This is a genomic window from Nocardioides fonticola, assembly GCF_039536805.1.
Lineage (GTDB): Bacteria > Actinomycetota > Actinomycetes > Propionibacteriales > Nocardioidaceae > Nocardioides > Nocardioides fonticola.
Genome location: NZ_BAAAZH010000013.1, coordinates 95,374 through 119,077, shown reverse-complemented (window position 1 = coordinate 119,077; position 23,704 = coordinate 95,374). Strand labels below are relative to the sequence as shown.

The window sequence follows — 23,704 nt, the reverse complement described above, 5'->3', positions numbered from 1 at the left end:
TGGCTCTTCTCAGCGAGAGGCCCCGGCATGGCTTCGATCCCCACAGCTCCACCCGAACCGCCCGCCCCGCTCGACCTCGTCGTCCTCCTCGACGACACCGCCCGCCCCACGGGCACCGCCGACCGGCTCGGCGTGCACACCGACGACACCCCGCTGCACCTGGCGTTCTCCCTCTACGTGCTCGACACCGACGGGCGGCTGCTGCTGACCCGTCGGGCGCTCGGCAAGCGCACCTGGCCGGGCGTGTGGACCAACGCCTGCTGCGGCCACCCGCGCCCCGGCGAGGACATGGCCGACGCCGTCCGCCGGCGCGTGCACGAGGAGCTCGGCCTGCGCATCGACGACCCGGCCGTCGTGCTGCCCGACTTCCGCTACCGCGCGGTCGACGTCAGCGGCGTGGTCGAGCACGAGGTGTGCCCGGTGCACCTCGTCGTCGTCCCGGCGGGCATCACGCTGCTGCCCGACCCTGAGGAGGTCGCCGACCTCACCTGGGTGCCGTGGCCCGACGTGCGCGCGCTCGTGGCCGCCGCCCCCAGCCTGGTGAGCCCGTGGATGGCGCTCCAGGTCGCCGAGCTCGGCGAGCGCCACGGCGACGCCCTGGCCGCCGCGGTCGCCGGCCCGACCGAGGCGGGCTCGTGACCGCGGCACCGGTCCGGTCGCTCCCCCTCCTCTCCCCGCACGCACCCGATCGCACCCTGGCCGCCGTCGAGGCGATCCTGGCCGAGCGGCTCACCGACCTCGCCGCCCGCTGGCGCCGGCTCGCCGACCCCGGTCTGGCCGCCGACCCGGTGCTCGGCGTGCACGACCTGCCGGCCCTCCTGAGCGACCTGGTGACCTCGGGCGGCAAGCGTTTCCGACCGCTGCTGTGCCACTGGGGCTGGGCGGCGGCCGGCGGCGGCACCGCACCGGCCGGCGACCCCGTGGGTGACCCGGCGACCGTCGGAGCGGCCCTCGAACTGCTGCACGTCTTCGGGCTCGCCCAGGACGACGTCATGGACGCCTCGCTGACGCGTCGCGGGCGCCCCGCCGTCCACGTGCGGGCGGCCGAGGCCCATCGCGCCAGCGCCGGCCGCGACGACGCCGTCCGGTACGGCGAGAACATCGCCGTCCTGGTCGGCGACCTGGCGCACGCCGAGGCCGACGCGCTGGTGGCCGGGCTGCCCGACGTCGTCCGCGACGAGTGGTGGCTCACCTCGGTCGAGCTCGTGCGCGGCCAGGCCCGCGACCTCGCCGGCGCCGCCCGCGGCGGGGGCCCCGACGCGCTGGCGCGGGCCTGGGAGGTGGCCCGCGCGAAGTCGGGCGCCTACACCGTGCAGCGACCGCTGCGCCTGGGCGCCCTGCTGGCCGGGGCGCGCCCCGAGACGCTCGCGGCGCTCACCGCCTACGGCCGCGCCCTGGGTGAGGCGTTCGCCCTGCGCGACGACCTGCTCGGGGTCTTCGGCGACCCCGCCCTGACCGGCAAGCCCGCCGGCGACGACCTGCGCGAGAGCAAGGCCACCGTGCTGCTGGCCCTGCTCGAGGACCGGCTCGACGAGCCCGACCTCGGCCCGCTGACGCGCATCCGCAGCCATGCCCATGAGGAGGACGACGTGCGAACCGTGACCGCACAGATGGAGGCCACCGGCGTGCGCGCCGAGGCCGAACGGCTCATCACCCAGGCCCATGCGGCCGCCGTGGCGGCGCTCGAGGACGACGCCGTGGCGCCCGTCGCGCGCGAGGGCCTGCGCGGCGTGGCCGACCAGGTCGCCTGGAGGGACCGATGAGCAGAGTTGTCGTCATCGGGGCGGGGCTCGCGGGTCTCGCTACCGCGTGCCACCTGTCGCGGTCGGGGCACGAGATCGTGCTGGTCGAGCGGGAGACCATCCCGGGCGGCCGCGGCGGTCGTATCCACGATCAGGGGTTCACCTTCGACACCGGCCCGACCGTGCTGACGATGCGCGGGCTGATCGACGACGTCGTCCGGGCCGCGGGCGGCGATCTCGACAGCCTGCTGCCGATGCGCCTGCTCGACCCCGGCTACCGGGCGAAGTACGCCGACGGCTCGGAGATCCTGGTGCGGCACGGCCACGAGGCCATGCGCGAGGAGATCCGGGCGAAGAGCGGCCCGAAGGACGCCGCCGCCTTCGACGACTTCAGCGTGTGGCTGCGCCGCCTCTACGAGGTGGAGATGCCGCACTTCATCGACGCGAACTTCGACTCCCCGCTCGACCTGCTCGCCTCCCCCTCGGCCGCCGCGCGGCTGCTCGGGCTCGGCGGTTTCGGTCGGCTCGGTCCGGCCGTCGCCCGTCGCTTCGAGGACGACCGGCTGCGGCGCCTGTTCACCTTCCAGGCGATGTACGCGGGCCTGCCGCCGAGCTCGGCGCTGGCCCTCTACGCCGTCATCACCTACATGGACTGCATCGAGGGCGTCTGGTTCCCCGAGGGCGGCATGGGCGCGGTGCCGGTGGCGCTGGCCCAGGCGGCCACCGACGCCGGGGTCGATGTGCGCTACGGCGCCGAGGTCTCGCGGCTGCTGCGCCGTGCGGACGGCGCCGTGGCCGGCGTGGAGATCGGCGGCGGGGAGAAGATCGCGGCCGACGCCGTGGTTTGCACCCTCGACCTGCCGGTGGCCTACCGGCACCTGCTCCCCGAGCTCAAGGCGCCGCGCGTGGTGCGCAAGGGCCAGTACTCGCCGTCCGCGGTGGTCTGGCACGTCGGGGCGCGCGGCGAGCTGCCGGCCGGCACCCACCACCACAACATCCACTTCGCGAACGCGTGGGACTCCTCCTTCGACGCCCTCATCAAGCAGGGCCGGATGATGCCCGACCCGTCGCGGCTGGTGACCGTGCCGACGATCAGCGACCCGTCGCTGGCGCCGGAGGGCGGCCACGTGCTCTACGTGCTCGAACCGGCACCGAACCTCGACGGCGTCGTCGACTGGGGCACCCAGCGCTCGCGCAGTCGCGACGAGCTGCTGCGGTTCCTCGAGACCGAGGGCTACCCGACCGACATCGTCACCGAGGAGCTCGTCGACCCCGTCGACTGGGAGCGGCAGGGCATGGAGCGCGGTACGCCGTTCGCGCTGGCCCACACGTTCCTGCAGACCGGCCCGTTCCGCCCCAAGAACATCGAGAAGCGGGTGCCGGGTCTGTTCTTCGCGGGTTCGGGCACCACGCCGGGCGTCGGCGTCCCGATGGTGCTGGTGTCGGGTCGGCTCGCGGCCGAGCGGGTCACCGCGCACCTGCCCGGCGCCGCGAGCACCCGCCGGCGCTCGACCCGACGCGCCGGCACGGACGCGGTGGCCTGAGATGGCGACGACGGCATCGGACACCCTGCTCGACCCGGTCCTGCAGGCCGGATACCGCCGCTGCGCGGAGCTGACCCGGCAACACGGCACCACCTACTTCTGGGGTGCCGCGATCCTGCCGCGCGAGCAGCGCCGCCACGTGCACGCGGTGTACGCCCTGTGCCGGTTGGCCGACGACATCGTCGACGCGCCCGGGGCGACCACCCCGGCGCGCGCCGCCGAGACCGAGGCCGCCCTCCGGGTCTTCCAGCAGCGGTTCACCGATGCCGTCGCCGCCGGGGGCAGCGACGACCCCGTGCTCGCGGCGGTGGCCGCCACCGTCGTCGAGACCGGCATCGAGGCCGAGTGCTTCGAGCGGTTCTTCGACGCGATGGCCCAGGACCTCACCGTCGACCACTACCCCACCTGGGACGACCTGCTCGGCTACATGGAGGGCTCGGCGGCCGTCATCGGCGAGATGATGCTGCCGGTGCTCCAGCCGCTCTCGCCGGCGGCCAAGGAGCCCGCCCGCAACCTCGGTCTGGCCTTCCAGCTCACCAACTTCCTGCGCGACGTCGACGAGGACCTCGACCGCGGGCGGGTCTACCTGCCCCAGGAGGACCTCGAGCGCTTCGGCGCCGACCCGAGCGCCCGTCGGGCCGACCCGGCATGGCGGGAGCTGATGCGCTTCGAGGTCGCCCGCAACCGCGAGCTGTACCGGGCCGCCGACGCCGGCCTGCACCTCCTGCCCGATGCCTCGCGGCGCTGCGTGCACACCGCGCAGCGGCTCTACGCCGGCATCCTCGACCGCATCGAGGCCGCCGACTACGACGTGTTCTCCGCGCGCGCCCGGGTGCCCACGTGGCGCAAGGCCGCGCTCGCGGCGGTGGCGATCGCCGGGACGGCGTCCACGATCGCGCCGGGACGCCGCGCCGCGATCGCGCCGATCCGCCCCGTCGCGCCGGCCCCGGGCCCGGCGGCCACGACGACGGCCGCACCGCCGTCGGCACCGGCGGCCCCGGCGGCTCGCGGTGTCGCCGAGCGCATCCCGTTGCAGGTGCGGCCGATGCCGCGCCGCGACGAGCTCACGCCGTCCTGGCGCGAGGCCCGGCCCGCCCTCATCCGCGCCGCGCTCGACGTGGCGCTGGCCCGCGACCCGGGCGGCTGGTACTGCGTCGGCGCGAGCACCGACCTGAAGGACACCTCGATCGTGCGCACGGTCGGCGGCCGCGAGGTCGTGCTGTGGCGCTCCTCGACCGGCGTCCACGCCGGTCCGGGGTCGTGCCCGCACCTCGGCGCGCTGCTCACCGGCTGCGAGGTGCTCGGCGACAAGCTCACCTGCCGGTGGCACGGCCTGCCCCTCGACGACCGCGGCATGCCGGGGTGGCAGCCGTTCGCGGCGCACGACGACGGCGTCCTGCTGTGGGTGTGCCTGCCGACCGCCGGCGAGACCACGGCCCCCGCCCCGCGCCTGCCGGTGCGCCCGGCCCTCGACCGGTCGCTGGCGGCCGTCGTCGCGGTGCCCGGGGTCTGCGAGCCGCGCGACATCATCGCCAACCGCCTCGACCCGTGGCACGGCTCGTGGTTCCACCCCTACGCCTTCAGCCACCTCGAGGTCGACGACGCCGCGAGCGACGACGAGACGCTGGCCGTCGACGTCACCTTCCGCATCAGTCGCACCCTCGGTGTGCCGGTGCGGGCGGAGTTCACCTGCCCCGACGCGCGCACGATCGTGATGACCATCGTCGACGGCGAGGGTGCCGGCAGCGTGGTGGAGACCCACGCGACACCGCTCGGCGTCGACGCCGAGGGCCGGCCGCGCACCATGATGGTCGAGGCGACCATCGCGACCTCCGAGCGCACCGGGTTCGCGCTGGCCCGTCGCGTCGCGCCGCTGCTGCGCCCGGCGATGCGCAGCACGGCCAAGCGGCTGTGGGTCGACGACATGGTCTACGCCGAGCGCAGCTGGCTGCTGCGCTCGCGCGGGGAGCACTACGGGGTCTGACCCTCCCCGGGGGCCGCCAGCGCCGGAGGTCAGGCGCGCGCGAGCAGCCGCCGCAGCGGCGGGACGACGGCGTGGCGTGCCGAGGTCGGTGCGCTCCACACGCCGTGCCCGGCGACGTCCCAGTCGGCCAGGAGCGCATCGGCGGCCAGGAGACCGGTCGTGGCCGCCCGCTCCATCAGCGCGACCGGGAGGTCGCAGCGGATGCCGTCTCCGGCCAGCACGATCCGCCGGTCGGGCGTGCGCACCCCCGGCCGCGTCGCCCAGGCGTCGGTGCCCGCGAGCGGGCAGTCCTCGCGCACCAGCCACTCCTCGTGCACGACGCCGGCGTCGGCGAGCTCGGGGTGCAGGGCGAGGGTCTCGCGCCACAGCTGGTCGCGCAGCTGCACCTCCGAGGTGCCGGCCGGCACCGCGTAGGCGTGCATCTCGACCACGCTGCCTCCGGTGCGGCGCGCCCACGCGGCGGCGCCGTCCTCGAGCTGCTCGAAGAAGGACAGGTTGTCGAGGGGGCCGTAGCCGCTGGTGCCCAGGAACGGCGCGGCGCTCGACGCCGGCGCACGGTCGAGCCAGCGCCGCCAGACGGCGAAGGACGGCGCGGAGCGCAGGCCCGCGAGCCGCTCACGCCAGGCCGGAGCATCGGCGGCCAGCCAGGCCGCCTCGCCGACGAGGCGCTGCAGGGGCGCGCGGTCGGTGGCCAGCACGACGGCGTCGGCGTCGTAGGCACCCTCGCCGGTGACGACCCGGACGCCGTCGGCCTGCTCGCGCAGGTCGAGCACCGGTTCGCCGAGCCGCACGTCGGCACCGAGCGAGGCGAGGTGGCCGGCGAGCGGGCGCCACAGGGCCGTATCGAAGTCGTCGACGGGCACGTCGAACAGCAACCCCTCGGCCGAGCCGAGGAAGTAGGTGTGGAACATCGCCACCAGCTCGCCGCCGGAGAAGTCGCGGGGATCGGCGAAGAAGCTGCGGGCGAAGACCTCCAGCGCGAGATGGCGGGCCTGCTCGGGGAAGCGCAGCCGATCGAGCACCTCGGCGGCGCTGACGCCGTCGAAGTCGGAGAACGTGCTCGGGAAGTCGACGTCGAGGAGCGCGAGGGCGCGTTCGACGTCGACGGCCGCGAGGTCGCGCAGCCGGAACGACGGCGAGCGCAGCACGAACCCGATGATGCTCCAGGGCGGGGTGAGCGGGATGTGGGTGAAGGAGTCGACGGGGCCGCCCTTGAGGCGCAGCGGGTAGTCCTCGACCGGGCGCAATCGCGCGAGCTCGGGGTCGGTGCGGCGCAGCAGCCCGCGCAGGTTGTAGTACTGGCGGAAGAAGGCGTGGAATCCGCGGCTCATCGCCTGCTCCTCCCCGCCGACGTCCACCGGCCAGGCCGCGACCCGGCCGCCGAGCCGCGGGGTGGACTCCAGCAGGGTCACCCGCACGCCGCGTTCGGCCAGACCGGTCGCCGCGGCCAGACCGGCGATGCCGCCGCCGACGACGACCACCCGGTGCCGGCCCTCGTCGGCGCGGCGCGTGGCGGGCGCGGGCGGATGCCACTCGGCCCGGGCGTCGCGTCCGGGCCGCCAGCCGACCGCCATCAGGCCTGGGCCCGTCGGCCGCGCCAGGTGTGCACGGTGCCGCGCTGCCAGCCGCGTACCGAGCGGCTCTCGACCTCGACGAGACCGGCGGCGACCATGCGGTCGGCGAGGCGGTGCACGCCGTCGAAGTCGAGCACGCTGCGCCACAGGTAGCGGTAGATCGGGCTGCGGGGGGCGGTGATCGCACCCAGCGGGATGACCACGCCCCAGCAGACGGCATGCCAGATCAGCCGTGCGGAGGGGCTGTCGCGCACGCTGTAGTCGTGCACGACGAGGACGCCGCCGGGGCGCAGCGCGTCGTGCACCTGGCGCAGCAGCCGGTCGCGGGCCGCCACGTTGCGCAGCAGGTAGGCGGCGAACACGCCGTCGGCGTCGGCGAGGTCGTCGCGGCCGAGGGTCTCGGCGTCGGCCTGGCGGAAGGTGACACCGGCGGGCCAGCGCTTGCGCCGGGCCTGGGCGAGCATGCCGGCCGATCCGTCGACGCCGATGATGTCGGCCTCGCGGCCGGCGGCCCGCAGGGCGTGCACGAGCGCGGCGGTCGAGGCGCCCGAGCCGCAGCCGAGGTCGAGCAGCAGCGGACGGCGTCCGGGCTCGACCGGCAGGGCCTCGACGAGCGCGGCGGCCGACTCGCGCAGCTGCGCGTGGTAGCCGGGGCTCAGCCGCACCATGAGGTCGTAGGTGCTCGCCACGTCGTCGAAGGCGGCCGGGACGACCTCGCCGCGCACCCGCGGACGGTCGGGGGTGCCGGTGGCGGATCCGGTCGTGGTCATGCGGTCTCTCTCCTGCTCTCGCGAACCCACAGCGCCATCGCGAGGGTCACCATGCCGAACCCGAAGGCGAAGTCCTCGATCGGGATGTCCCACGGCGCCCGGACGCCGGTCATGTCGCCCTCGGCGTAGAGGACGATCGGGTCGGACAGCTTGGTCAGCCAGCCGTCGACCGGCACCTGGAAGCCCAGCACGATCGCCATCGCCAGCCAGTACCGCCAGGTCGTGAGGATGCCGGTGCGCCACCAGAGCAGTTCGAGCGCGAGCACCACGACGACCGAGATCAGCGCGGTGGCGGTGTAGACGCCCATCAGGCCGGCTGCCTCTCGCGCTCGGGGACGCCGGCGGGCAGCTCGCGCAGCACGGTGCCGAGCGGGACGCCGTCGCGCAGCCGGCCGAGCGCGTGCAGCACCGACCCGACGGCCTCGAGGGTCAGCAGCCCGCAGATCGGGATGACGATGAAGAACACGACCTCCTCCAGCGGCACCGCGAACGGCAGCAGGATGCCGGTGGTGTAGCGGTCGCTGTAATCCCAGGAGCCGCGGGCGATCATCGCGGCGTCCCAGATCGAGTACACGACGACCAGCGGCACGATCGTGCGCAGCAGCCGCTTGGGCCGGCGCCAGACCCGGGCCCCCAGCAGCAGTTCGAGGGGCAGGGTGATCGCCAGACATCCCGCCATGAGCAGCAGGTACTGGCCCTGGTCCACGCCCGTCCTCCTGGTGCGCCGCCGGTGGTGTCGGACCCAGATTAGGCAGGTGGGGGAAGGGGCGGGGCGCCTCCGGGGCGGTCGACGTCGCGTCCGGTGGCGAGGTCGGCGCACTCGACGGCGCGGGTCGGCCGCGCCTGGAGGTAGGGCCCGGCGCCGCGGTCGCCCTCGACGGCGTGCGCGATCGGCGCCCAGTGGTCGCGACCGAGGACGACGGGGTGCCCGGCTCGCCCGTCGTAGACGGCGCGGGCGAGGGTGTCGGTGCCCACGACGGCGCCGCGCAGCCTCGCGACGACGTCGGCGCCCACGTCGGGCAGGTCGACGAGCGTGACCACCACGGCGTCCGCCTCGCGCGGCAGCGCGGCCAGGCCGCGGCGCAGCGAGGCCGCCATCCCCTCGGCCCAGTCGTCGGCCACGACGACGACGGCGTCGGAGCCGGCCAGCAGCGCGCGCGACTCCTCGGCGCGGGCGCCGAGGACGACGACGACCGGCGAGCAGCCGCCGTCGCGCAGCGCCGCGACGCCGTGGGCCAGCCAGCCCTCGACCAGCGCCTTGGGCCGGCCGTAGCGCGAGCCCGCGCCGGCCGCGAGCAGCAGCCCGGCGACCGGCCGCGACGGCGTCACCGCGGGAAGGCCTGCTGGTAGAGGGCGAGCAGGTCGGCGTCGTAGGCGCCGGAGAAGCCGCACACCAGCAGGCGGCCGTCGTCGGTGCCGGCGAGCAGGTAGCGCCCGCCCTCGCGCAGGTCGACGGCCGCGAGCCGGGCGCGGAACTCCGCGGACGGCGCCTGGATCTCCAGCGTGGTGCCGGGGTCGCCGGTGAAGACCTCGTCGACGGCGACGGTGGCGACGCCGTCGGTGATGCTCTCGACCGTGCCGGCCACCGCCACGGCGGCGTTGCCGAGGACCTCGGCGGTCGGCGCCGGGCAGCGGGCCGCGGCGGCCTCGGGCAGGGTCAGCACGGTCGCGGCCTCCGGCGACGGCGAGGCGGACGCCGAGGCCGACGCCGAGGTCGACGCCGAGGCGGTCGCGGTGCCGGTGGCGCTCGCGGGCTCCTCGGGGGTGTCGTCGCGCAGGGCGGAGAACCCGGCGACGGCGGCGAGCAGCACGACGACCGCGACGATCGCCGCGAGCAGCGGGGTGCGGGTGTGGGTCGGGTCGGTCTCCGGTGCGGCCATGGTGTCCTCCACGAGTCGGGCCGTCCGCGCGGGATCGGCCGGGGTCAGGGCGGCGGCGGGGTCGAGCCGCGCGAGCGCGTCGCGCAGGGCGCCGTCCTCGGGGTCGCCGGGCTGGTCGGGCCGGTCGGAATGCCCGGGGTGCTCGTCGGTCATGGCCGCCTCCTCTCACCCTGCTCGTGTCCGGCCGGGCCGGGATCGTGACGGGCTTGGGCCATCAGATCCCGCAGGCGTTGCTGGGCCCGGCGCAGCCGCTGGCTGACGGCGTTCGCGCCGATGCCGAGCACCACCGCGATGTCGCGGGGCTCCAGGCCCTCCCAGGCCCACAGGCGCAGCAGGTCGGCCTGGTCGTCCGGCAGGGCCGCCAGCGCGCTCGCCAGGGCACCGTCGGGGTCGAGGTCCGGATCGGGCATCGGCACCGGTTCGGCGGCCAGCCGCTCCTCGAGCCGCCGACGCCGTCCGCGGGCGCGCTCGGCGTTGGCGAGGGTGAGGCGGGCGACGCCGTACACCCACGGCAGTGGCGGGTCGGGGACGTCGTCGAGGCGCCGCCAGCAGACGAGCAGGGTGTCGGCCAGGGCCTCCTCGGCGGTGTCGGCGTCGGTGCGGCGGGCCAGGAAGCGGCGCACCGGCTCGATCACCTCCCGCGCGAGGGCCTCGAAGCGCTCCTCCCGGGTCGTCACGCCCCCACCTTCGCACGGCGGGCCCGGAGACGACTGACCCGGGGAAGGCCGAAGGCCCCGCGGCGTGAGCCGCGGGGCCTTCGGGTGATGCGGGGTACTGCGGGCGAGGTCTCGCCGCTTCGACACCGCTGCGCGGTGTCGGGCGATCAGAAGTCCATGCCGCCCATGCCGCCGTCGCCGCCGGGCATGGCCGGCGCCTTCTCCGGCTTGTCGGCCACGACGGCCTCGGTGGTGAGGAACAGGGCCGCGATGGACGCCGCGTTCTGCAGCGCGCTGCGGGTCACCTTGGCCGGGTCGATGATGCCGGAGGCCAGCATGTCGACGTACTCGCCGGTCGCGGCGTTGAGGCCGTGACCCGGGGTCAGGTTGCGCACCTTCTCCGCGACGACGCCGCCCTCGAGGCCGGCGTTGATGGCGATCTGCTTGAGCGGCGCCTCGGTGGCGTACTTGACGATGTTGGCACCGGTGGCCTCGTCGCCGGTCAGCTCCAGCTTGTCGAACGCGGTGGCCGAGGCCTGCACGAGCGCGACACCACCGCCGGGGACGATGCCCTCCTCGACGGCCGCCTTCGCGTTGCGGACGGCGTCCTCGATGCGGTGCTTGCGCTCCTTGAGCTCGACCTCGGTGGCCGCGCCGACCTTGATGACGGCCACGCCGCCGGCCAGCTTGGCGAGGCGCTCCTGGAGCTTCTCGCGGTCGTAGTCGGAGTCCGACTTCTCGATCTCGGCGCGGATCTGGTTGACCCGACCCTCGATCTGGGCGGCGTCGCCGGCACCCTCGACGATGGTGGTCTCGTCCTTGGTGATGACGACCTTGCGGGCCTGGCCGAGCAGCTCGAGGCCGGTCGACTCCAGCTTGAGGCCGACCTCCTCGGAGATGACCTGGCCGCCGGTCAGGATCGCGATGTCCTGGAGCATGGCCTTGCGGCGGTCGCCGAAGCCCGGGGCCTTGACGGCGACGGACTTGAAGGTGCCGCGGATCTTGTTGACGACCAGGGTCGAGAGCGCCTCGCCGTCGGTGTCCTCGGCGAGGATCAGCAGCGGCTTGCCGGACTGCATGACCTTCTCGAGGATCGGCAGGAGGTCCTTGACGCTGCTGATCTTCTGGTTCGCGATGAGGATGTAGGGGTCCTCGAGGACCGCCTCCATGCGCTCGGGGTCGGTGACGAAGTAGGCCGAGATGTAGCCCTTGTCGAAGCGCATACCCTCGGTCAGCTCGAGGTCGAGGCCGAAGGTGTTCGACTCCTCGACGGTGATGACGCCTTCCTTGCCGACCTTGTCCATCGCCTCGGCGATGATCTCGCCGACGGTGGTGTCGGCGGCGGAGATCGACGCGGTGGCGGCGATCTGCTCCTTGGTCTCGATCTCGGTGGCCATGCCGAGCAGCTGCTCGGACACGGCGGCGACAGCGGCCTCGATGCCGCGCTTGAGACCCATCGGGTTCGCGCCGGCGGCGACGTTGCGCAGGCCCTCGCGGACCATCGCCTGCGCGAGCACGGTGGCGGTGGTGGTGCCGTCACCCGCGACGTCGTCGGTCTTCTTCGCGACCTCCTTGACCAGCTCGGCGCCGATCTTCTCGTAGGGGTCCTCGAGCTCGATCTCCTTGGCGATGCTCACACCATCGTTGGTGATGGTCGGCGCGCCCCACTTCTTCTCCAGCACGACGTTGCGGCCCTTGGGGCCGAGGGTGACCTTGACGGCGTCGGCGAGCGTGTTCATGCCACGCTCGAGACCGCGCCGGGCCTCCTCGTTGAAAGCAATCAGCTTCGGCATAGCTCCTGCGGTTCCTCACGCTTGGAGTTGTCTGTCCGGTTCGACGGGCTGCCCGCGACGGACGGCCCGGGCGTGCCGGCGAACCCTGTCTCGCCGGTGACCGCGGACCTCAGCTGGCGCCGATCCGGTGGTGGCACTCGGACTCTGAGAGTGCCAGCTCAATGTTTAGCACTCGGCAGGGTCGAGTGCAAGGAGAGGGGGCGCTTCAGCGCGGCTCAGCGACCGACCAGGACGCCGGCCACGAGGTCGGCGAAGCGGGCGGCGTTCTCGGGCAGGACGTCGAGGTAGAGACCCGGCTCGATGAGCTCGAGCTCCGAGACGCACCACCGGCCGTCGTGGCGCAGCAGGTCGACCCGGGCGTAGGCCGGACGGCGTCCGAGCAGCCGGCCCGCGGCGGCGACCGCGGCCCGGGCGACCTCGACCCGCTCGGAGTTTAGGTCGACCACCCGGGTGCTCCCGCCGTACTGGCCGTGCACGCGGATGTCGTCGACGCCGGGGAGCTTGTCGACCTGCACCACCGGCTCGCCGTCGAAGAGGTAGACCGAGCTCTCGCCGTCGGTGGCGATGCTCGCCACGAGCGGCTGGACGACCCACGGTCCGGCGGTCAATCCGATGAGGCGGTCGTCCAGGGCGGTCTCCACGACGCACACCCCGACCCCGCCCGCACCGGTGACCGGCTTGACGACGACGGCGCCCCAGCGCGCGAGCTCCTCGGCCAGCGCTGCCCGGAGCGCCTCGGAGCGGTCCTCGACGCGCCGCGTCGGCACCGTCGGCACGTGGCCGGCCAGCTCGACGAGGTAGCCCTTGTCGGCGTTCCAGGCGAAGGTCGCCGCGCCGTTGAGCAACCGGTCGTCGACGCTGCGGGCCCACGCGAGGAACTCCCCGGCCCGTCGGTGGTAGTCCCAGGTGGAGCGGACGGCGATCAAGTCGGCCGCCTGCCAGTCGACGTGCGGGTCGTCCCAGACGACCCACCGGGCCGCGATCCCCCGATCCGCGAGCTCGGCGACCAGCAGCTCGCCGCCGGTCTCGCCCTCGGGCATGAAGGCGAAGGTGACGAGGAGGACGAGAGGACGCTCAGACATCCGCTCGGTCGACGGCTCGGTCGGCGGCTCGGTCGACGGCGAGGCGGGAGTGGGTGCGGCCATAGCCGAAGTAGATCAGGAGCCCGACGAGCAGCCACACGAGGAACCGCAGCCAGGTCTCGACGGCGAGGAAGGTCATCAGCCCCACGCAGGAGGCCGCCGCGAGCAGCGGCACGAGCGGCACCAGCGGGGTGCGGAAGGGCCGCTCCATGTCGGGCTTGGTGCGCCGCAGCACGAGGACGGCGATCGCGACGACGAAGAAGGCGAACAGGGTGCCGATCGAGACCATCTCGGCCAGCGTCGCCAGCGGGATGAACGCGGCGAAGACCGCGATGAGCGCGGTGATGCCGACGGTGAAGCGGAACGGCGTGCGGTAGGTCGGGTGGATCGCGCCGACCGCGGGCGGGAGCAGCCCGTCGCGCGCGAGGGCGTAGCCGATGCGCCCGAGCGCGACGATCTCGACGAGGATCACCGAGCTCAGGCCCGCCACGGCGGCCAGGCCGATGAGGAAGCCGGCCCAGCCCAGGCCGACCTGGTGGAAGGCGTCGGAGATCGGGGCGCCCTCGGAGAGGTCGCGGTAGTCGACCATGCCGGTGAGCACGAAGCACACGCCGAGGTAGAGCAGGGTGCACAGCGCGAGCGTGCCGATGAGGCCGCGGGGCATGTCGCGCGCCGGGTCCTCGGTCTCCTCGCCGAGGTTCGCCACGGCCTCGAACCCGGAGTAGGCGAAGAACACGACGGCTGCGGCGATGAGCACGCCGCCGATGCCGAAGGCGGTGGGCTGGACGCCCGAGACCGCCTCCCACAGAGGCTGCTTGAGGCCGGAGACGTCGTCCTCGGCCGGACGGCCGGCGGGCAGGAACGGGGCGAGGTTGGCGGCCTTGAGGAAGAAGACGCCGGCGACGATCACGAACAGGCACACCGCGACCTTGACCACGACCAGCGCGTTGGTGACCCACGCCGACTCGCGGACGCCGACGGCGGCGACGGCACCGAGCACGACCACGATGAGGACGGCGCCGACGTTGACGACCGAATCCTCGCCGAACACCGACGTCGGCAGCCCCAGGGAATCCTGGAGGTAGCCCGACCAGCCGCGGGCGACCACCGCCGAGCCGAGGGCGAACTCCAAGATGAGGTCCCAGGCGATGACCCAGGCGACGAGCTCGCCGATGGTCGTGTAGGCGTAGGTGTAGGAGCTGCCGGCGGTCGGCACGGCGGCGGCGAGCTCGGCGTAGCAGAGGGCGGCGAGCATGCTCACCACGCCGGCGATGGCGAAGGAGACCACGATCGCCGGGCCCGCGTGGTTCTTCGCCTCCACGCCGGTGAGGGTGAAGATGCCGGTGCCGATGACGATGCCGACGCCGAAGCCCATGAGGTCGCGCGCCTTGAGGCGCTTGCGCAGGCCCGGGTGGGCGTCGTCCTCGTCGTCGGCCTGGCTCAGGACCGTCTCGATGTCCTTGGTGCGCAGCACCCCGGATCCGGTGTCGGTCATGGGATTCAGCTCGTCGCTGCCGGGCGTCTCGGAACCGGTGGTGGACATGGGGAGAGACGGTAGGCAGACCGCTCAGCCGACAGGGCCACCCTTCTGGTGGGTCGGCACCTCCGGCGCCTGGTGGCCGAAGGGCACGCGGTCGCGGTGGCCGAGTGCGGCGAGCACCGAGGGCAGCATCGCCTCGGCGGTGCGCCGGTAGCCCAACGCGCTGGGATGGAAGCGATCGAGGCTGAACATCTCGTCGGGGTTGGTGACGAAGAACGGCCCCACGACCTCGGCCAGCGAGACCACGTAGGCGCCGGCCGCCAGCGCCGCCTCGGCCTGCGCGGCGGCGAGCTGGCGCGAGGCGCGCGAGCCCAGGCTGCGCAGCGGCTGCGGTACCGGACGCAGCGCCCCCAGGTCGGGGCAGGTGCCCACGACGACCTCGGTGCCCTGCGCGCGCAGCCGCAGGACGGCGTCGACGAGGTGGGCGGTCGACTCGGCGACCGGGATGCGGTGGGTGACGTCGTTGCCGCCGACGACGATCACCGCGACGTCGGCGCGGTACGTGGCCGGGAGGGCGTCGAGCTGGCCGGCCAGCGCCGAGCTCTCCGACCCGACGACCGCGGCCATCCGCAGGTCGACGGCACGGTGGAGCTCCCTGGCGATGCCCTTGGCGAGCCGGCCGCCGAGGGTGTTCTTGCGGTGGTCGGCGCCGAGCCCGGCGGCGATGGAGTCGCCGAGCACGAGCAGCGCGACCGGGTCGCCGTAGGCGCGCTTCCAGATGCGTTCGGCGGACGGCGCGTCCTCACCCAGCGGCTTGCCGATCACCTTCCGCGCGATCGCGGCCTGCCGGCGCAGCAGCTCGCGGGCCCCGATGGCCGCACTGGCGCCGAGGAACGCCGTCCCGGCGACGGCCACGGTCCACGAGGTCACTCTCCAGCCGGCACGTCCCACGGGGTCGAGTTGTCCCAGATCCGCGTGAACACAGGGTGACGCGCGGTGTCGGGCGGGCGGTCAGGAGGCGAAGCGCTCGGCGGTGTAGCGGCGCAGCTTGCGCAGGAACGAGGCGAACACCGCGTTCAACACCGGCCCGGTGACCTTCAGGATCGGCTTCTGGACGCCGCGCGGCCACATCGCGAGCGTCCAGGTGAGCCGGCAGCCGGACGGCGTCGCGACGACGTCGTAGTGCTCGGCGAAGGCGTCCATGCCCGGTGCGGTCGAGGCGGTGAAATGGAAGGCCATCGCGCGGGGCGGGTCCCAGAGGCTGAACTCCTCCTCACCCACCAGGCCGCCGCGCATCTCGACGGTGCGGGTGGTGCCCACGGCGATCGGCGGGGCGCTGGTCCAGGTGACCTTGGTGATCGCCGAGGCCCAGCGCGGCCAGGCGTCGGCGTCCTCGAGCACCTCGAAGAGCTGCTCGGGGGTGATGGTCAGGTCGACGCTGTTGGTGAACCGGGCGGGCGCGGTCGCGATGTCCGCGACCGTCACCGCACGGCAGGGACTCAGGCTCGGCATAGAACGTGTTCTACACCGAGGCGGGGTCAGGACGACAGACCGGTGGCGGCGAAGGCGTCGTAGGACGGCGCGATGGTGGCGGCCGGGCCGACGAGGTCGGAGACGGCGTCGAGGGTCTTCAGGCCCATGCCGGTGTTGATGATGACGGTCTCGAGGCTGGTGTCGAGCAGGCCGGCCTCGACCAGCTTGCGGGTGCAGGCCACGGTGGTGCCGCCGGCGGTCTCGGTGAAGACACCCTCGGAGCGGGCGAGGAGCAGGATGCCCTCGCGCACCTCCTCGTCGGTGACGTCCTCGACCGCGCCGCCGGTCTCGCGGCAGATGTCGAGCACGTAGATGCCGTCGGCGGGGTTGCCGATCGCCAGGCTCTTGGCGATGGTGTCGGGCTTGACCGGGCGGATGGCGTCGACGCCGGCCTTGTAGGCCGTGGCGACCGGCGAGCAGCCGGTGGCCTGGGCACCGAAGATGCGGTACGGCTTCTCCTCGACCAGGCCGAGCTTGATGAGCTCCTGGAAGGCCTTGTGCACCTTGGTCAGCTGCGAGCCGGAGGCCACCGGGATGACAACCTGGTCGGGCAGGCGCCAGCCGAGCTGCTCGGCGATCTCGTAGCCCAGGGTCTTCGAGCCCTCGGCGTAGAAGGGGCGCACGTTGACGTTGACGAACGCCCAGCCCTCCTCCTCCGCGGCGATCTCCTGGGCGAGCTTGTTGACGTCGTCGTAGTTGCCGTCGACGGCCACCAGCGAGTCGGTGTAGACCGCGGAGTTGACCTGCTTGGGCTTCTCGAGGTTGCTCGGGATGAACACGACGGTCTTGATGCCGGCCCGGGCGCCCGCGGCGGCCACCGCGTTGGCCAGGTTGCCGGTCGAGGGGCAGGCGAAGACCTTGGCGTGCAGCTCGGTGGCGGCGCTGAGCGCGCAGGCCACGACGCGGTCCTTGAAGGAGTTCGTGGGGTTGGTGCTGTCGTCCTTGACCCACAGGTTCGCGATGCCGAGCTCGCGGCCGAGGTTGTCGGCCTTCAGCAGCCGGGTGAAGCCCGGCTCGGTGTTGGGGCTCTGCTCGATGTCGGCAGGCACCGGCAGCAGCGCCTTGTAGCGCCAGATGTTGCGCGGGCCGGCCTCGATCTCCTCGCGGGTGATCGCCGGGAAGTCGTAGGCCACCTCGAGGGGGCCGAAACACTCCGGACAGGCGTAGTGCGGGCCGAGCTCGACCTCGGTGCCGCACTCGCGACACGAGAGGGAACGGGCGTTGCCGAAGGCGCCCTCGCGGACGGCCTCGGGGCCGGTCTTCGTCGGCTCGTTCTCGGTGCCGTCGGTCGTGGGGCGTTCCGCCACGGATGCGCTCATGAGTCCACCTCCTCATCTTCCCCGGAGGCGCGTGTCGCCTGCGGGCCGGAATTAGCACCACTTCCGCGGCCGGTCAGCGCGGGCGCTGACCGGGTGGATCGCGGCGGTTGCCGGGACGTCATCGGGCCGTTCCCTCAGTCCCTCTCGATGAGAGCAAGGACCACTGTACGGAGCCGTCTCACGATCTGCACATCGATCCCAGGATCCGGACCGGGTGGAGCGGGTCAGCCCCGCGCGTCCGCCGCCAGCCGGGCCAGGAAGGCCAGCACCCCGTCGGGGCCGTCGACGACGACGTCGGCGAGCGGGACGAGCGGGTTGTCGCCGTCGGCGGAGGCCGAGGCGAGCCGCAGGACGGCGAGCCCGTCGTCCTCGAGCGCGCCGAGGGCCTCGAAGGCCTCGACGTCGCCGAGGTCGTCGCCGCCGAAGACGAAGCCCTCGGCACCGGTCTCCTCGACGAGCCGGCGCACCGCCAGGCCCTTGTGCATGCCGGCCGAGCGCACCTCGACCACGTGGCGACCCGGTTCGACGATGAGCCCGTTCTCCTCGGCCAGCTCGCGCACCGGCTCGAGGAGGCGCTCGAACGCGGCGTCCGGGTCGTCCATCCGCCGCGTGTGGACGGCCACCGCGAGGCCCTTGTCCTCGACCCAGGCCTCGGCGGCGTCGTTCGCCCGCAGAGTGCGGGGCAGTTCGCGCTCGAAGCTGGCCAGACCCGCGGGCGGTCGCGGGCTGACGATCCGGCGCTGGGTCGAGCTCCAGCGCTCGTTGCCGTACTGGCCGAAGACGTGCAGCGTCGTCCCGCGGGCGGCCAGGGCGTCGCCGACCTCCTCGAGGCCGCCCAGGGCGAGCACCTGGCGGGCGGGCCGCCCGGTGATCACGGCGATGGCGGCGACCCCGGTCGCCAGGTCGGCCAGCACCTCGGCCGCACCCGGGTGGATGTGGGCGCGCTCGGGGTCGTCGACGAGGGGTGCGAGGGTGCCGTCGAAGTCGAGCCCGACGACGGTGCGCGCGGCCCGGGCGACGATCTCGCGGTAGCGGCTCTCGGCATCAGCGGAGCGGAACTCCATGCCGCCAGCCTGTCAGACGAACGACGCCGATCGCGTGCCCGAACAGGCCGATGAGCCCCTGATCACAGGGGATTCGCGCCCGCAAGGGGCGGCGGCGTCAGCGCAGCTCGCCCGTGAGGATGAGGGTGAGGCGGTCCATCCGCATGGGGTCGACGGCCGGCGCCGTGCGGCGGATGCCGAGGTCGGTGGCGAGCACGCGGGCGGCCCGCTGGAGCCGCGGCGGGTAGTAGACGGTGGTGGCCGGGATCGTGCCGTACCAGTTGTCGGCACCCACGACGTTCCACCCGGCGTCGCCCGCCGTGGTGGCCACGCGGCTGGCGAGCCCGGTGATCGAGGAGTTGTTGTAGACCTCGACGTAGATCTTCGAGCGCCGGATCGGGGGCGGCTCGGGGGTCGTGGTGGCCGACGCACTCGGGTCGGTGGACGGCGTCGCCGAGCCGCTCGGGTCGCCGGCGGTGGCCGACGGGCTGGCCTCGGACCGGGCGGCGGGCGTGATCTCGCGCTCGGTCTCACCGCCGCCGCGGGTGGCGACGAAGACCACCGCGGCCATCACCACCGCGATGATGCTGAGCACCACCACCGGGGAGGGGAGGACGGCGCCTCGCTGGTCGCGCCGCACGGCCTCAGACCTCGAAGCCGAGGCGGCGGGCCGAACGCTGGCGCTGCCGGGCCGCGCGGAGGCGGCGCAGCCGACGCACGAGGAGCGGGTCCTCGGCCAGGGCCTCGGGACGGTCGATGAGGGCGTTGAGCACCTGGTAGTAGCGGGTCGAGCTCATGTCGAACTTCTCCCGCACCGCCGACTCCTTGGCACCGGCGTACTTCCACCACTGCCGCTCGAACTCCAGGATCTCGCGATCGCGGTCGCTCAGCCCCGGACCTGCGGGCTCCTGACCGGCTGCTCGCGCGGCGTCCATGCGCACTCCCGTGAGTCGACGTCTCTTTCCAGGCTGCACTGTAGGCGAGGAATGACAGCGGTGTCATTCGCCGCGCCGGGGCGCACCGCCCGCGCCGGGTAGCGTCCGGGCCATGGAGACCATCCGCTGGGGCTTCCTGGCCACCGGCCGCATCGCCCACACCGTCGCCCACGACCTCGCCCTCCTGCCCGATCACCGCCTCGTGGCCGTGGGCTCGCGCCGTCCCGAGGCGGCCGAGGCCTTCGCCGCCGAGCACGCCGGCCCCGACGGACCCGCTCGCGCGCACGGCTCCTACGAGGAGCTGGTCGTCGACCCCGAGGTCGACGTCGTCTACATCGCCAGCCCGCACGCCCTGCACCTCGAGCACGCGCGCCTGGCGCTCGCGGCCGGCAAGCACGTGCTCTGCGAGAAGCCGGTCACCCTCAACGCCGCCGAGGCCGAGGAGATGGTCGCGCTCGCCCGCCATCACGACCGCTTCCTCATGGAGGCCATGTGGACCGCCTGCCACCCCGTCGTCCGGGAGGTGCGCGATCGGCTGCACGCCGGCGAGTTCGGGACGCCGCGCCACCTGCGCGCCGAGCTCGGCTTCCGCGTCGGCCCGAGCGCCGCGCAGCGCATGCTCGACCCCGAGCTCGGCGCCTCGGCGCTGCTCGACATGGGCATCTACCCGCTCACCCTCGCCCACCTCATGCTCGGCCCGGCCTCCGAGGTCACCGCGATGGCCGACCTCTCCGATCGCGGCATCGACCTCGACGTCGCGGTGCTCGGGCGGCACCCGGGCGGGGCGACGTCGTCCTCGACGGCGTCGATGACCTCGTGGTCGGACCGCTCCGGCGTCATCACCACCGACCTGGGGCGCATCGTGCTGCACGGCCAGATGCACCACCCCACGCATGCGGAGTTCACGCCCGTGGGCGCCGACTCCACCAACGACTCCAGCGACCAGGGCGCCGTCGTGCGCATCGAGGGCCGCGAGCCGGTGATCGGCCGCGGCTACGGCAACGAGCTCGCCGAGGTCGGGCGCTGCCTGCGCGAGGGGCTGCGCGAGAGCCCGTGGGTGCCGCACGAGCAGACGCTGGCGCTCATGCGGCTCATGGACACCGTGCGTGCCCAGATCGGCGTCGCCTACCCCGTCGACCGGGCGGCCGGGGCATGAGCACCGCCGACGACGCCCGGGCCGTCGAGCACCTGCTCTACCGCTACGCCGAGCTCATCGACGCCGGCGACTTCGACGGGGTCGCCGAGCTGTTCGCGCACGGCGCGATCCATGCCGTGCCCGACGGCCCGCCCGAGACCGTCTTCGCCGGCCGCGACGCCGTGCGCGGCCTCTACGAACGCAGCACGCGTCGCTACGAGGACGGAACCCCGCGCAGCCGGCACCTGGTGACCAACGCGATCGTCGAGGTCGACGCCGAGGCCGGCATGGCGTCGTCCCGGTCGGTGTTCACGGTGCTCCAGGCCACCGACGCCCTGCCCCTCCAGCCGATCGTCACCGGCCGCTACCACGACACCTTCCACCGCGTGGACGGCGCGTGGTGCTTCGCCACCCGCACCATGCACCTCGACCTCACCGGGGATCTCTCCCAGCATCTGCTGTTCTGAGGGGGACCCCGCCACCCGTTCGAGCGCGCCCGGCGCTGTGCCGTCCCCCTAGGGTGAAGGACGTGAGCCACCACCTCGTGATCGTCGCCAACCGCCTGCCGGTCGATCGCGTCGAGCTGGCCGACGGCAGCCACACGTGGCGCACCTCCCCCGGCGGTCTGGTCACCGCCATCGAACCGGTCATGCGCCACGGCGACGGCGTGTGGATCGGCTGGCCGGGCGGGGTCGACGTCGACGTCGAGCCGTTCACCGACAACGACATGGACCTCGTGCCGATCTCGATGAGCGCCGAGGACATCGAGGGCTTCTACGAGGGCTTCTCCAACGGCACGCTCTGGCCGATCTACCACGATCTGGTGGCCAAGCCGGAGTTCCACCGCGAGTGGTGGGACTCCTACGTGGCGGTCAACCAGCGCTTCGCCGAGAAGGCCGCCGAGGCCGCCGACGAGGGCGCCACGGTCTGGGTGCACGACTACCAGCTCCAGCTGGTGCCGCAGATGCTGCGCACCCTGCGCCCCGACCTGCGCATCGGCTTCTACCTGCACATCCCCTTCCCGCCCGCCGAGCTGTTCCAGCAGCTGCCGTGGCGCCGCCAGATCCTCGAGGGCCTGCTCGGTGCCGACCTCGTCGGCTTCCAGCTGCCGGGCGCGGCGCAGAACTTCATCCGGCTGGTGCGCCAGCGGGTCGGGCACAAGACCCACCGCGACCTCGTCTACCTGCCCGACGGGCGCACCGTGCGGGCGGCGGCCTTCCCGATCTCCATCGACGCCGCCGGCCTGGAGGAGCTCGCCCGCTCCGAGAGCGTGGCCGCGCGGGCCGCCGAGATCCGCGAGGCGCTGGGCAACCCGCGCCGGGTCTTCCTCGGCATCGACCGCCTCGACTACACCAAGGGCATCTACGCCCGCCTGCGCGCGTTCGGCGAGCTGCTCGAGGAGGGGCACTTCGACGTCGAGGACGCCGTCTTCGTGCAGGTCGCGGTGCCCTCGCGTGAGCAGGTCGAGCAGTACCGCCTCCTGCGTGACGAGATCGACCGGCTGGTCGGGCGCATCAACGGCGACCACGGCCGCATCGGCTCCCCGGCGATCAGCTACCTGCACTCCTCCTACCCGCGCGAGGAGATGGCCGCGCTCTACCGCGCCGCCGACGTCATGGTGGTCACCCCCTACCGCGACGGCATGAACCTCGTGGCCAAGGAGTACGTCGCCTGCCGCTACGAGGGCGACGGCGCGCTGGTGCTCTCGGAGTTCGCCGGGGCGGCCGAGGAGCTGCGCCAGGCGTGGCTGGTCAACCCCTACGACATCAACGGCATGAAGTCGGCGCTGCTGGAGGCTTACGGCGCCGACGAGCGCGAGCGCACGCGGCGGATGCGCGCGATGCGGCGCCAGGTCACCCAGCACGACGTGAAGGCGTGGGCGGAGTCGTTCATGACCGAGCTGGCCGACGTCGGCACCCACGAGAAGGACGTGCGGCCCGCCCGTCGTTCCTGACGCGACGTCATCCTCTACCCGTCTGCGAGCGAGGTCACCGGTCCCAGGCTCCTGACGCGGACCCGGTGACGGGGGTACCTTTCGCCCGTGGACCTCCTCCCCAAGCCCGACCAGGTCGTCGCCGCGGCCGGCAACGTCGCCCACAAGGTGCTCTACGGCGGCCTCGCCGACCTGCGTCCGATGCCGCGCACCCTCATCGACGAGGGAACGCTGCGCGAGGTCTACCACTACCGCCCGGCGGCCACGGCGAAGGAGACCGGCGATCCGGTGCTGCTCGTGACGCCGCTCGCCGCGCCGTCCAGCTGCTACGACCTGCGGCGCGGCTGCTCGCTGGTCGAGCACTTCGTCACCGGCGGGCGACCCACCTACCTGGTGGAGTACGGCGAGGTGTCCTTCAAGGACCGCAACCTCGGCATGGAGCACTGGATCGAGGAGGTCGTGCCGACCGCGATCCGCGAGGTCTCCGCCCACGCCGGCGGACGCCCGGTGCACGTGATCGGCTGGAGCCTCGGCGGCATCTTCACGCTGCTGGCCGCGGCCGACGCCGCCGACCTGCCGATCGCCTCGCTGACGATCGTGGGCTCCCCCTTCGACGTCTCGCTGGTGCCGCTGGTGGCGCCGCTGCGCCCGCTGCTCAACTTCTTCAACGGCAAGGGTCCGATCACCAAGGGCTACCAGGCCCTGGGCGGCGCCCCGAAGCCGCTGGTGAAATGGGCCTTCCAGCTCTCGTCGTTCCAGAAGCTGGTGACCAAGCCGATCGCGCTGGCCACCCACCTCGACGACACCGAGTTCCTCGCCCAGATCGAGGCAGTCGACGTCTTCACCCAGAACATGATCGCCTACCCCGGGCGCACCTTCGGGCAGCTCTACCACCGCATGGTGAAGGGCAACGCGCTCGTCGGCGGCACCTTCGAGGTCGAGGGCCGCACCATCGACCTGGCGGCGATCACCGCGCCCGTGCTCGTCTTCGCCGGCTCGACCGACGGCATCGCGCCGGTGCCGGCGGTCAAGGCGGTGGTACCGCTGCTCACCGGCTCCAAGGAGACCCGTTTCGAGGTCGTGCCCGGCGGCCACCTCGGCATGCTGACCGGCCGCGCTGCCCGCACCACCACCTGGCCCGCGATGGACGCCTGGATCGCGCAGTGGTCGACCGACCCGGCGCCGTCCGGCGGCAGCGAGGTGGACCCCGACCCGGCGTCCAAGCGGGCGATCGGGTCGAACCCGAAGCGGCGCTACGGCTCGGCGGGCTCGCGCGCGCTGTCGTCCTGAGCCGCCGCTTG

General features: G+C 73.6%; 24 protein-coding genes and 1 riboswitch. Of the genes, 8 read left to right on the top strand and 16 right to left on the bottom strand.

Annotated features, from left to right (window positions below; genetic code table 11):
• Positions 1-27: 27 nt before the first annotated feature.
• Genes idi through ABD671_RS10135 form a run of 4 tightly spaced genes read left to right on the top strand, consistent with a single transcriptional unit; the run spans position 28 to position 5,270 of the window.
• Positions 28-639, top strand: a complete 612-nt coding sequence (gene idi, locus ABD671_RS10150; protein ID WP_344733231.1) for an isopentenyl-diphosphate Delta-isomerase — start codon at positions 28-30, stop codon at positions 637-639.
• Positions 636-1,763: a polyprenyl synthetase family protein gene (locus ABD671_RS10145; RefSeq protein WP_344733230.1), complete on the top strand. Its 1,128-nt coding sequence runs from the start codon at positions 636-638 to the stop codon at positions 1,761-1,763. Before idi ends, ABD671_RS10145 begins: the two co-directional genes overlap by 4 nt.
• The gene (locus tag ABD671_RS10140) at positions 1,760-3,286 is read left to right on the top strand and encodes a phytoene desaturase family protein (RefSeq protein ID WP_344733229.1); all 1,527 of its coding nucleotides are present in this window, start codon (positions 1,760-1,762) and stop codon (positions 3,284-3,286) included. Before ABD671_RS10145 ends, ABD671_RS10140 begins: the two co-directional genes overlap by 4 nt.
• Position 3,287: 1 nt before the next feature.
• Complete coding sequence (locus tag ABD671_RS10135; protein WP_344733228.1) at positions 3,288-5,270, top strand: DUF5914 domain-containing protein; 1,983 nt, start codon at positions 3,288-3,290, stop codon at positions 5,268-5,270.
• 29 nt (positions 5,271-5,299) lie between these two features.
• Here the strand turns inward: ABD671_RS10135 and ABD671_RS10130 are convergent, their stop codons facing one another.
• The 16 genes from ABD671_RS10130 to ABD671_RS10055 form a co-directional block, all read right to left on the bottom strand.
• Entirely contained in the window at positions 5,300-6,844 is a 1,545-nt protein-coding gene (locus ABD671_RS10130) for an FAD-dependent oxidoreductase (protein WP_344733227.1), read from the bottom strand.
• Positions 6,844-7,614 carry a class I SAM-dependent methyltransferase gene (locus tag ABD671_RS10125; protein WP_344733226.1) on the bottom strand — a complete coding sequence of 257 codons (771 nt, stop codon included), beginning with the start codon at positions 7,612-7,614 and terminating at the stop codon, positions 6,844-6,846. The genes ABD671_RS10130 and ABD671_RS10125 overlap by 1 nt, the downstream gene beginning before the upstream one ends.
• The gene (locus ABD671_RS10120) at positions 7,611-7,922 is read right to left on the bottom strand and encodes a lycopene cyclase domain-containing protein (protein WP_344733225.1); all 312 of its coding nucleotides are present in this window, start codon (positions 7,920-7,922) and stop codon (positions 7,611-7,613) included. The genes ABD671_RS10125 and ABD671_RS10120 overlap by 4 nt, the downstream gene beginning before the upstream one ends.
• Entirely contained in the window at positions 7,922-8,320 is a 399-nt protein-coding gene (locus ABD671_RS10115; protein WP_344733224.1) for a lycopene cyclase domain-containing protein, read from the bottom strand. The genes ABD671_RS10120 and ABD671_RS10115 overlap by 1 nt, the downstream gene beginning before the upstream one ends.
• A gap of 41 nt (positions 8,321-8,361) precedes the next feature.
• Complete coding sequence (locus ABD671_RS10110; RefSeq protein ID WP_344733223.1) at positions 8,362-8,943, bottom strand: nucleotidyltransferase family protein; 582 nt, start codon at positions 8,941-8,943, stop codon at positions 8,362-8,364.
• Positions 8,940-9,647 (bottom strand): hypothetical protein, encoded by a 708-nt coding sequence (locus ABD671_RS10105; protein WP_344733222.1) that lies wholly within the window; start codon positions 9,645-9,647, stop codon positions 8,940-8,942. Before ABD671_RS10105 ends, ABD671_RS10110 begins: the two co-directional genes overlap by 4 nt.
• Positions 9,644-10,171, bottom strand: coding sequence for an RNA polymerase sigma factor (locus ABD671_RS10100; RefSeq protein WP_344733221.1), 528 nt, complete (start codon positions 10,169-10,171; stop codon positions 9,644-9,646). Before ABD671_RS10100 ends, ABD671_RS10105 begins: the two co-directional genes overlap by 4 nt.
• A 146-nt stretch (positions 10,172-10,317) precedes the next feature.
• Positions 10,318-11,943, bottom strand: coding sequence for a chaperonin GroEL (gene groL / locus ABD671_RS10095; RefSeq protein WP_344733219.1), 1,626 nt, complete (start codon positions 11,941-11,943; stop codon positions 10,318-10,320).
• Between the two features lie 215 nt (positions 11,944-12,158).
• The gene (locus ABD671_RS10090) at positions 12,159-13,025 is read right to left on the bottom strand and encodes an ATP-grasp domain-containing protein (protein WP_344733217.1); all 867 of its coding nucleotides are present in this window, start codon (positions 13,023-13,025) and stop codon (positions 12,159-12,161) included.
• Entirely contained in the window at positions 13,018-14,568 is a 1,551-nt protein-coding gene (locus ABD671_RS10085) for an APC family permease (protein ID WP_344733215.1), read from the bottom strand. Before ABD671_RS10085 ends, ABD671_RS10090 begins: the two co-directional genes overlap by 8 nt.
• A 24-nt stretch (positions 14,569-14,592) precedes the next feature.
• Complete coding sequence (locus ABD671_RS10080) at positions 14,593-15,435, bottom strand: SGNH/GDSL hydrolase family protein (protein ID WP_344733214.1); 843 nt, start codon at positions 15,433-15,435, stop codon at positions 14,593-14,595.
• A gap of 81 nt (positions 15,436-15,516) precedes the next feature.
• Entirely contained in the window at positions 15,517-16,017 is a 501-nt protein-coding gene (locus tag ABD671_RS10075; protein ID WP_344733212.1) for an SRPBCC family protein, read from the bottom strand.
• Between the two features lie 26 nt (positions 16,018-16,043).
• Positions 16,044-17,357 (bottom strand): threonine synthase, encoded by a 1,314-nt coding sequence (gene thrC / locus ABD671_RS10070; RefSeq protein ID WP_344733211.1) that lies wholly within the window; start codon positions 17,355-17,357, stop codon positions 16,044-16,046.
• Positions 17,358-17,366: 9 nt separating this feature from the next.
• Positions 17,367-17,511: riboswitch (SAM riboswitch) on the bottom strand.
• Positions 17,512-17,581: 70 nt separating this feature from the next.
• The gene (otsB, locus tag ABD671_RS10065; RefSeq protein WP_344733210.1) at positions 17,582-18,421 is read right to left on the bottom strand and encodes a trehalose-phosphatase; all 840 of its coding nucleotides are present in this window, start codon (positions 18,419-18,421) and stop codon (positions 17,582-17,584) included.
• Between the two features lie 97 nt (positions 18,422-18,518).
• Positions 18,519-19,040: a LytR C-terminal domain-containing protein gene (locus ABD671_RS10060; protein WP_344733209.1), complete on the bottom strand. Its 522-nt coding sequence runs from the start codon at positions 19,038-19,040 to the stop codon at positions 18,519-18,521.
• Positions 19,041-19,044: 4 nt separating this feature from the next.
• Positions 19,045-19,335, bottom strand: a complete 291-nt coding sequence (locus ABD671_RS10055; RefSeq protein ID WP_344733208.1) for a DUF3263 domain-containing protein — start codon at positions 19,333-19,335, stop codon at positions 19,045-19,047.
• Between the two features lie 112 nt (positions 19,336-19,447).
• On the opposite strand from ABD671_RS10055, the gene ABD671_RS10050 reads away from it, so the two are divergent.
• From ABD671_RS10050 to ABD671_RS10035, 4 genes are all read left to right on the top strand, one after another.
• Entirely contained in the window at positions 19,448-20,491 is a 1,044-nt protein-coding gene (locus ABD671_RS10050) for a Gfo/Idh/MocA family protein (protein WP_344733206.1), read from the top strand.
• Complete coding sequence (locus ABD671_RS10045; RefSeq protein WP_344733205.1) at positions 20,488-20,937, top strand: nuclear transport factor 2 family protein; 450 nt, start codon at positions 20,488-20,490, stop codon at positions 20,935-20,937. Before ABD671_RS10050 ends, ABD671_RS10045 begins: the two co-directional genes overlap by 4 nt.
• 53 nt (positions 20,938-20,990) lie before the next feature.
• Positions 20,991-22,424 carry an alpha,alpha-trehalose-phosphate synthase (UDP-forming) gene (locus tag ABD671_RS10040; protein ID WP_425574907.1) on the top strand — a complete coding sequence of 478 codons (1,434 nt, stop codon included), beginning with the start codon at positions 20,991-20,993 and terminating at the stop codon, positions 22,422-22,424.
• 87 nt (positions 22,425-22,511) lie between these two features.
• The gene (locus ABD671_RS10035; protein WP_344733203.1) at positions 22,512-23,693 is read left to right on the top strand and encodes an alpha/beta fold hydrolase; all 1,182 of its coding nucleotides are present in this window, start codon (positions 22,512-22,514) and stop codon (positions 23,691-23,693) included.
• Positions 23,694-23,704 lie beyond the last annotated feature (11 nt).

Bases quoted from the DNA above. Each gene is read 5' to 3' on its own strand.
- ABD671_RS10050 (WP_344733206.1), top strand. From the start codon at position 19,448: ATGGAGACCATCCGCTGGGGCTTCCTGGCCACCGGCCGCATCGCCCAC.
- ABD671_RS10140 (WP_344733229.1), top strand. From the start codon at position 1,760: ATGAGCAGAGTTGTCGTCATCGGGGCGGGGCTCGCGGGTCTCGCTACC.
- otsB (WP_344733210.1), bottom strand. From the start codon at position 18,421: ATGGAGTTCCGCTCCGCTGATGCCGAGAGCCGCTACCGCGAGATCGTC.
- ABD671_RS10090 (WP_344733217.1), bottom strand. From the start codon at position 13,025: ATGTCTGAGCGTCCTCTCGTCCTCCTCGTCACCTTCGCCTTCATGCCC.
- ABD671_RS10105 (WP_344733222.1), bottom strand. From the start codon at position 9,647: ATGACCGACGAGCACCCCGGGCATTCCGACCGGCCCGACCAGCCCGGC.
- ABD671_RS10055 (WP_344733208.1), bottom strand. From the start codon at position 19,335: ATGGACGCCGCGCGAGCAGCCGGTCAGGAGCCCGCAGGTCCGGGGCTG.
- ABD671_RS10125 (WP_344733226.1), bottom strand. From the start codon at position 7,614: ATGACCACGACCGGATCCGCCACCGGCACCCCCGACCGTCCGCGGGTG.
- ABD671_RS10135 (WP_344733228.1), top strand. From the start codon at position 3,288: ATGGCGACGACGGCATCGGACACCCTGCTCGACCCGGTCCTGCAGGCC.
- ABD671_RS10085 (WP_344733215.1), bottom strand. From the start codon at position 14,568: ATGTCCACCACCGGTTCCGAGACGCCCGGCAGCGACGAGCTGAATCCC.
- ABD671_RS10120 (WP_344733225.1), bottom strand. From the start codon at position 7,922: ATGGGCGTCTACACCGCCACCGCGCTGATCTCGGTCGTCGTGGTGCTC.
- idi (WP_344733231.1), top strand. From the start codon at position 28: ATGGCTTCGATCCCCACAGCTCCACCCGAACCGCCCGCCCCGCTCGAC.
- ABD671_RS10130 (WP_344733227.1), bottom strand. From the start codon at position 6,844: ATGGCGGTCGGCTGGCGGCCCGGACGCGACGCCCGGGCCGAGTGGCAT.
- ABD671_RS10045 (WP_344733205.1), top strand. From the start codon at position 20,488: ATGAGCACCGCCGACGACGCCCGGGCCGTCGAGCACCTGCTCTACCGC.
- thrC (WP_344733211.1), bottom strand. From the start codon at position 17,357: ATGAGCGCATCCGTGGCGGAACGCCCCACGACCGACGGCACCGAGAAC.
- ABD671_RS10075 (WP_344733212.1), bottom strand. From the start codon at position 16,017: ATGCCGAGCCTGAGTCCCTGCCGTGCGGTGACGGTCGCGGACATCGCG.
- groL (WP_344733219.1), bottom strand. From the start codon at position 11,943: ATGCCGAAGCTGATTGCTTTCAACGAGGAGGCCCGGCGCGGTCTCGAG.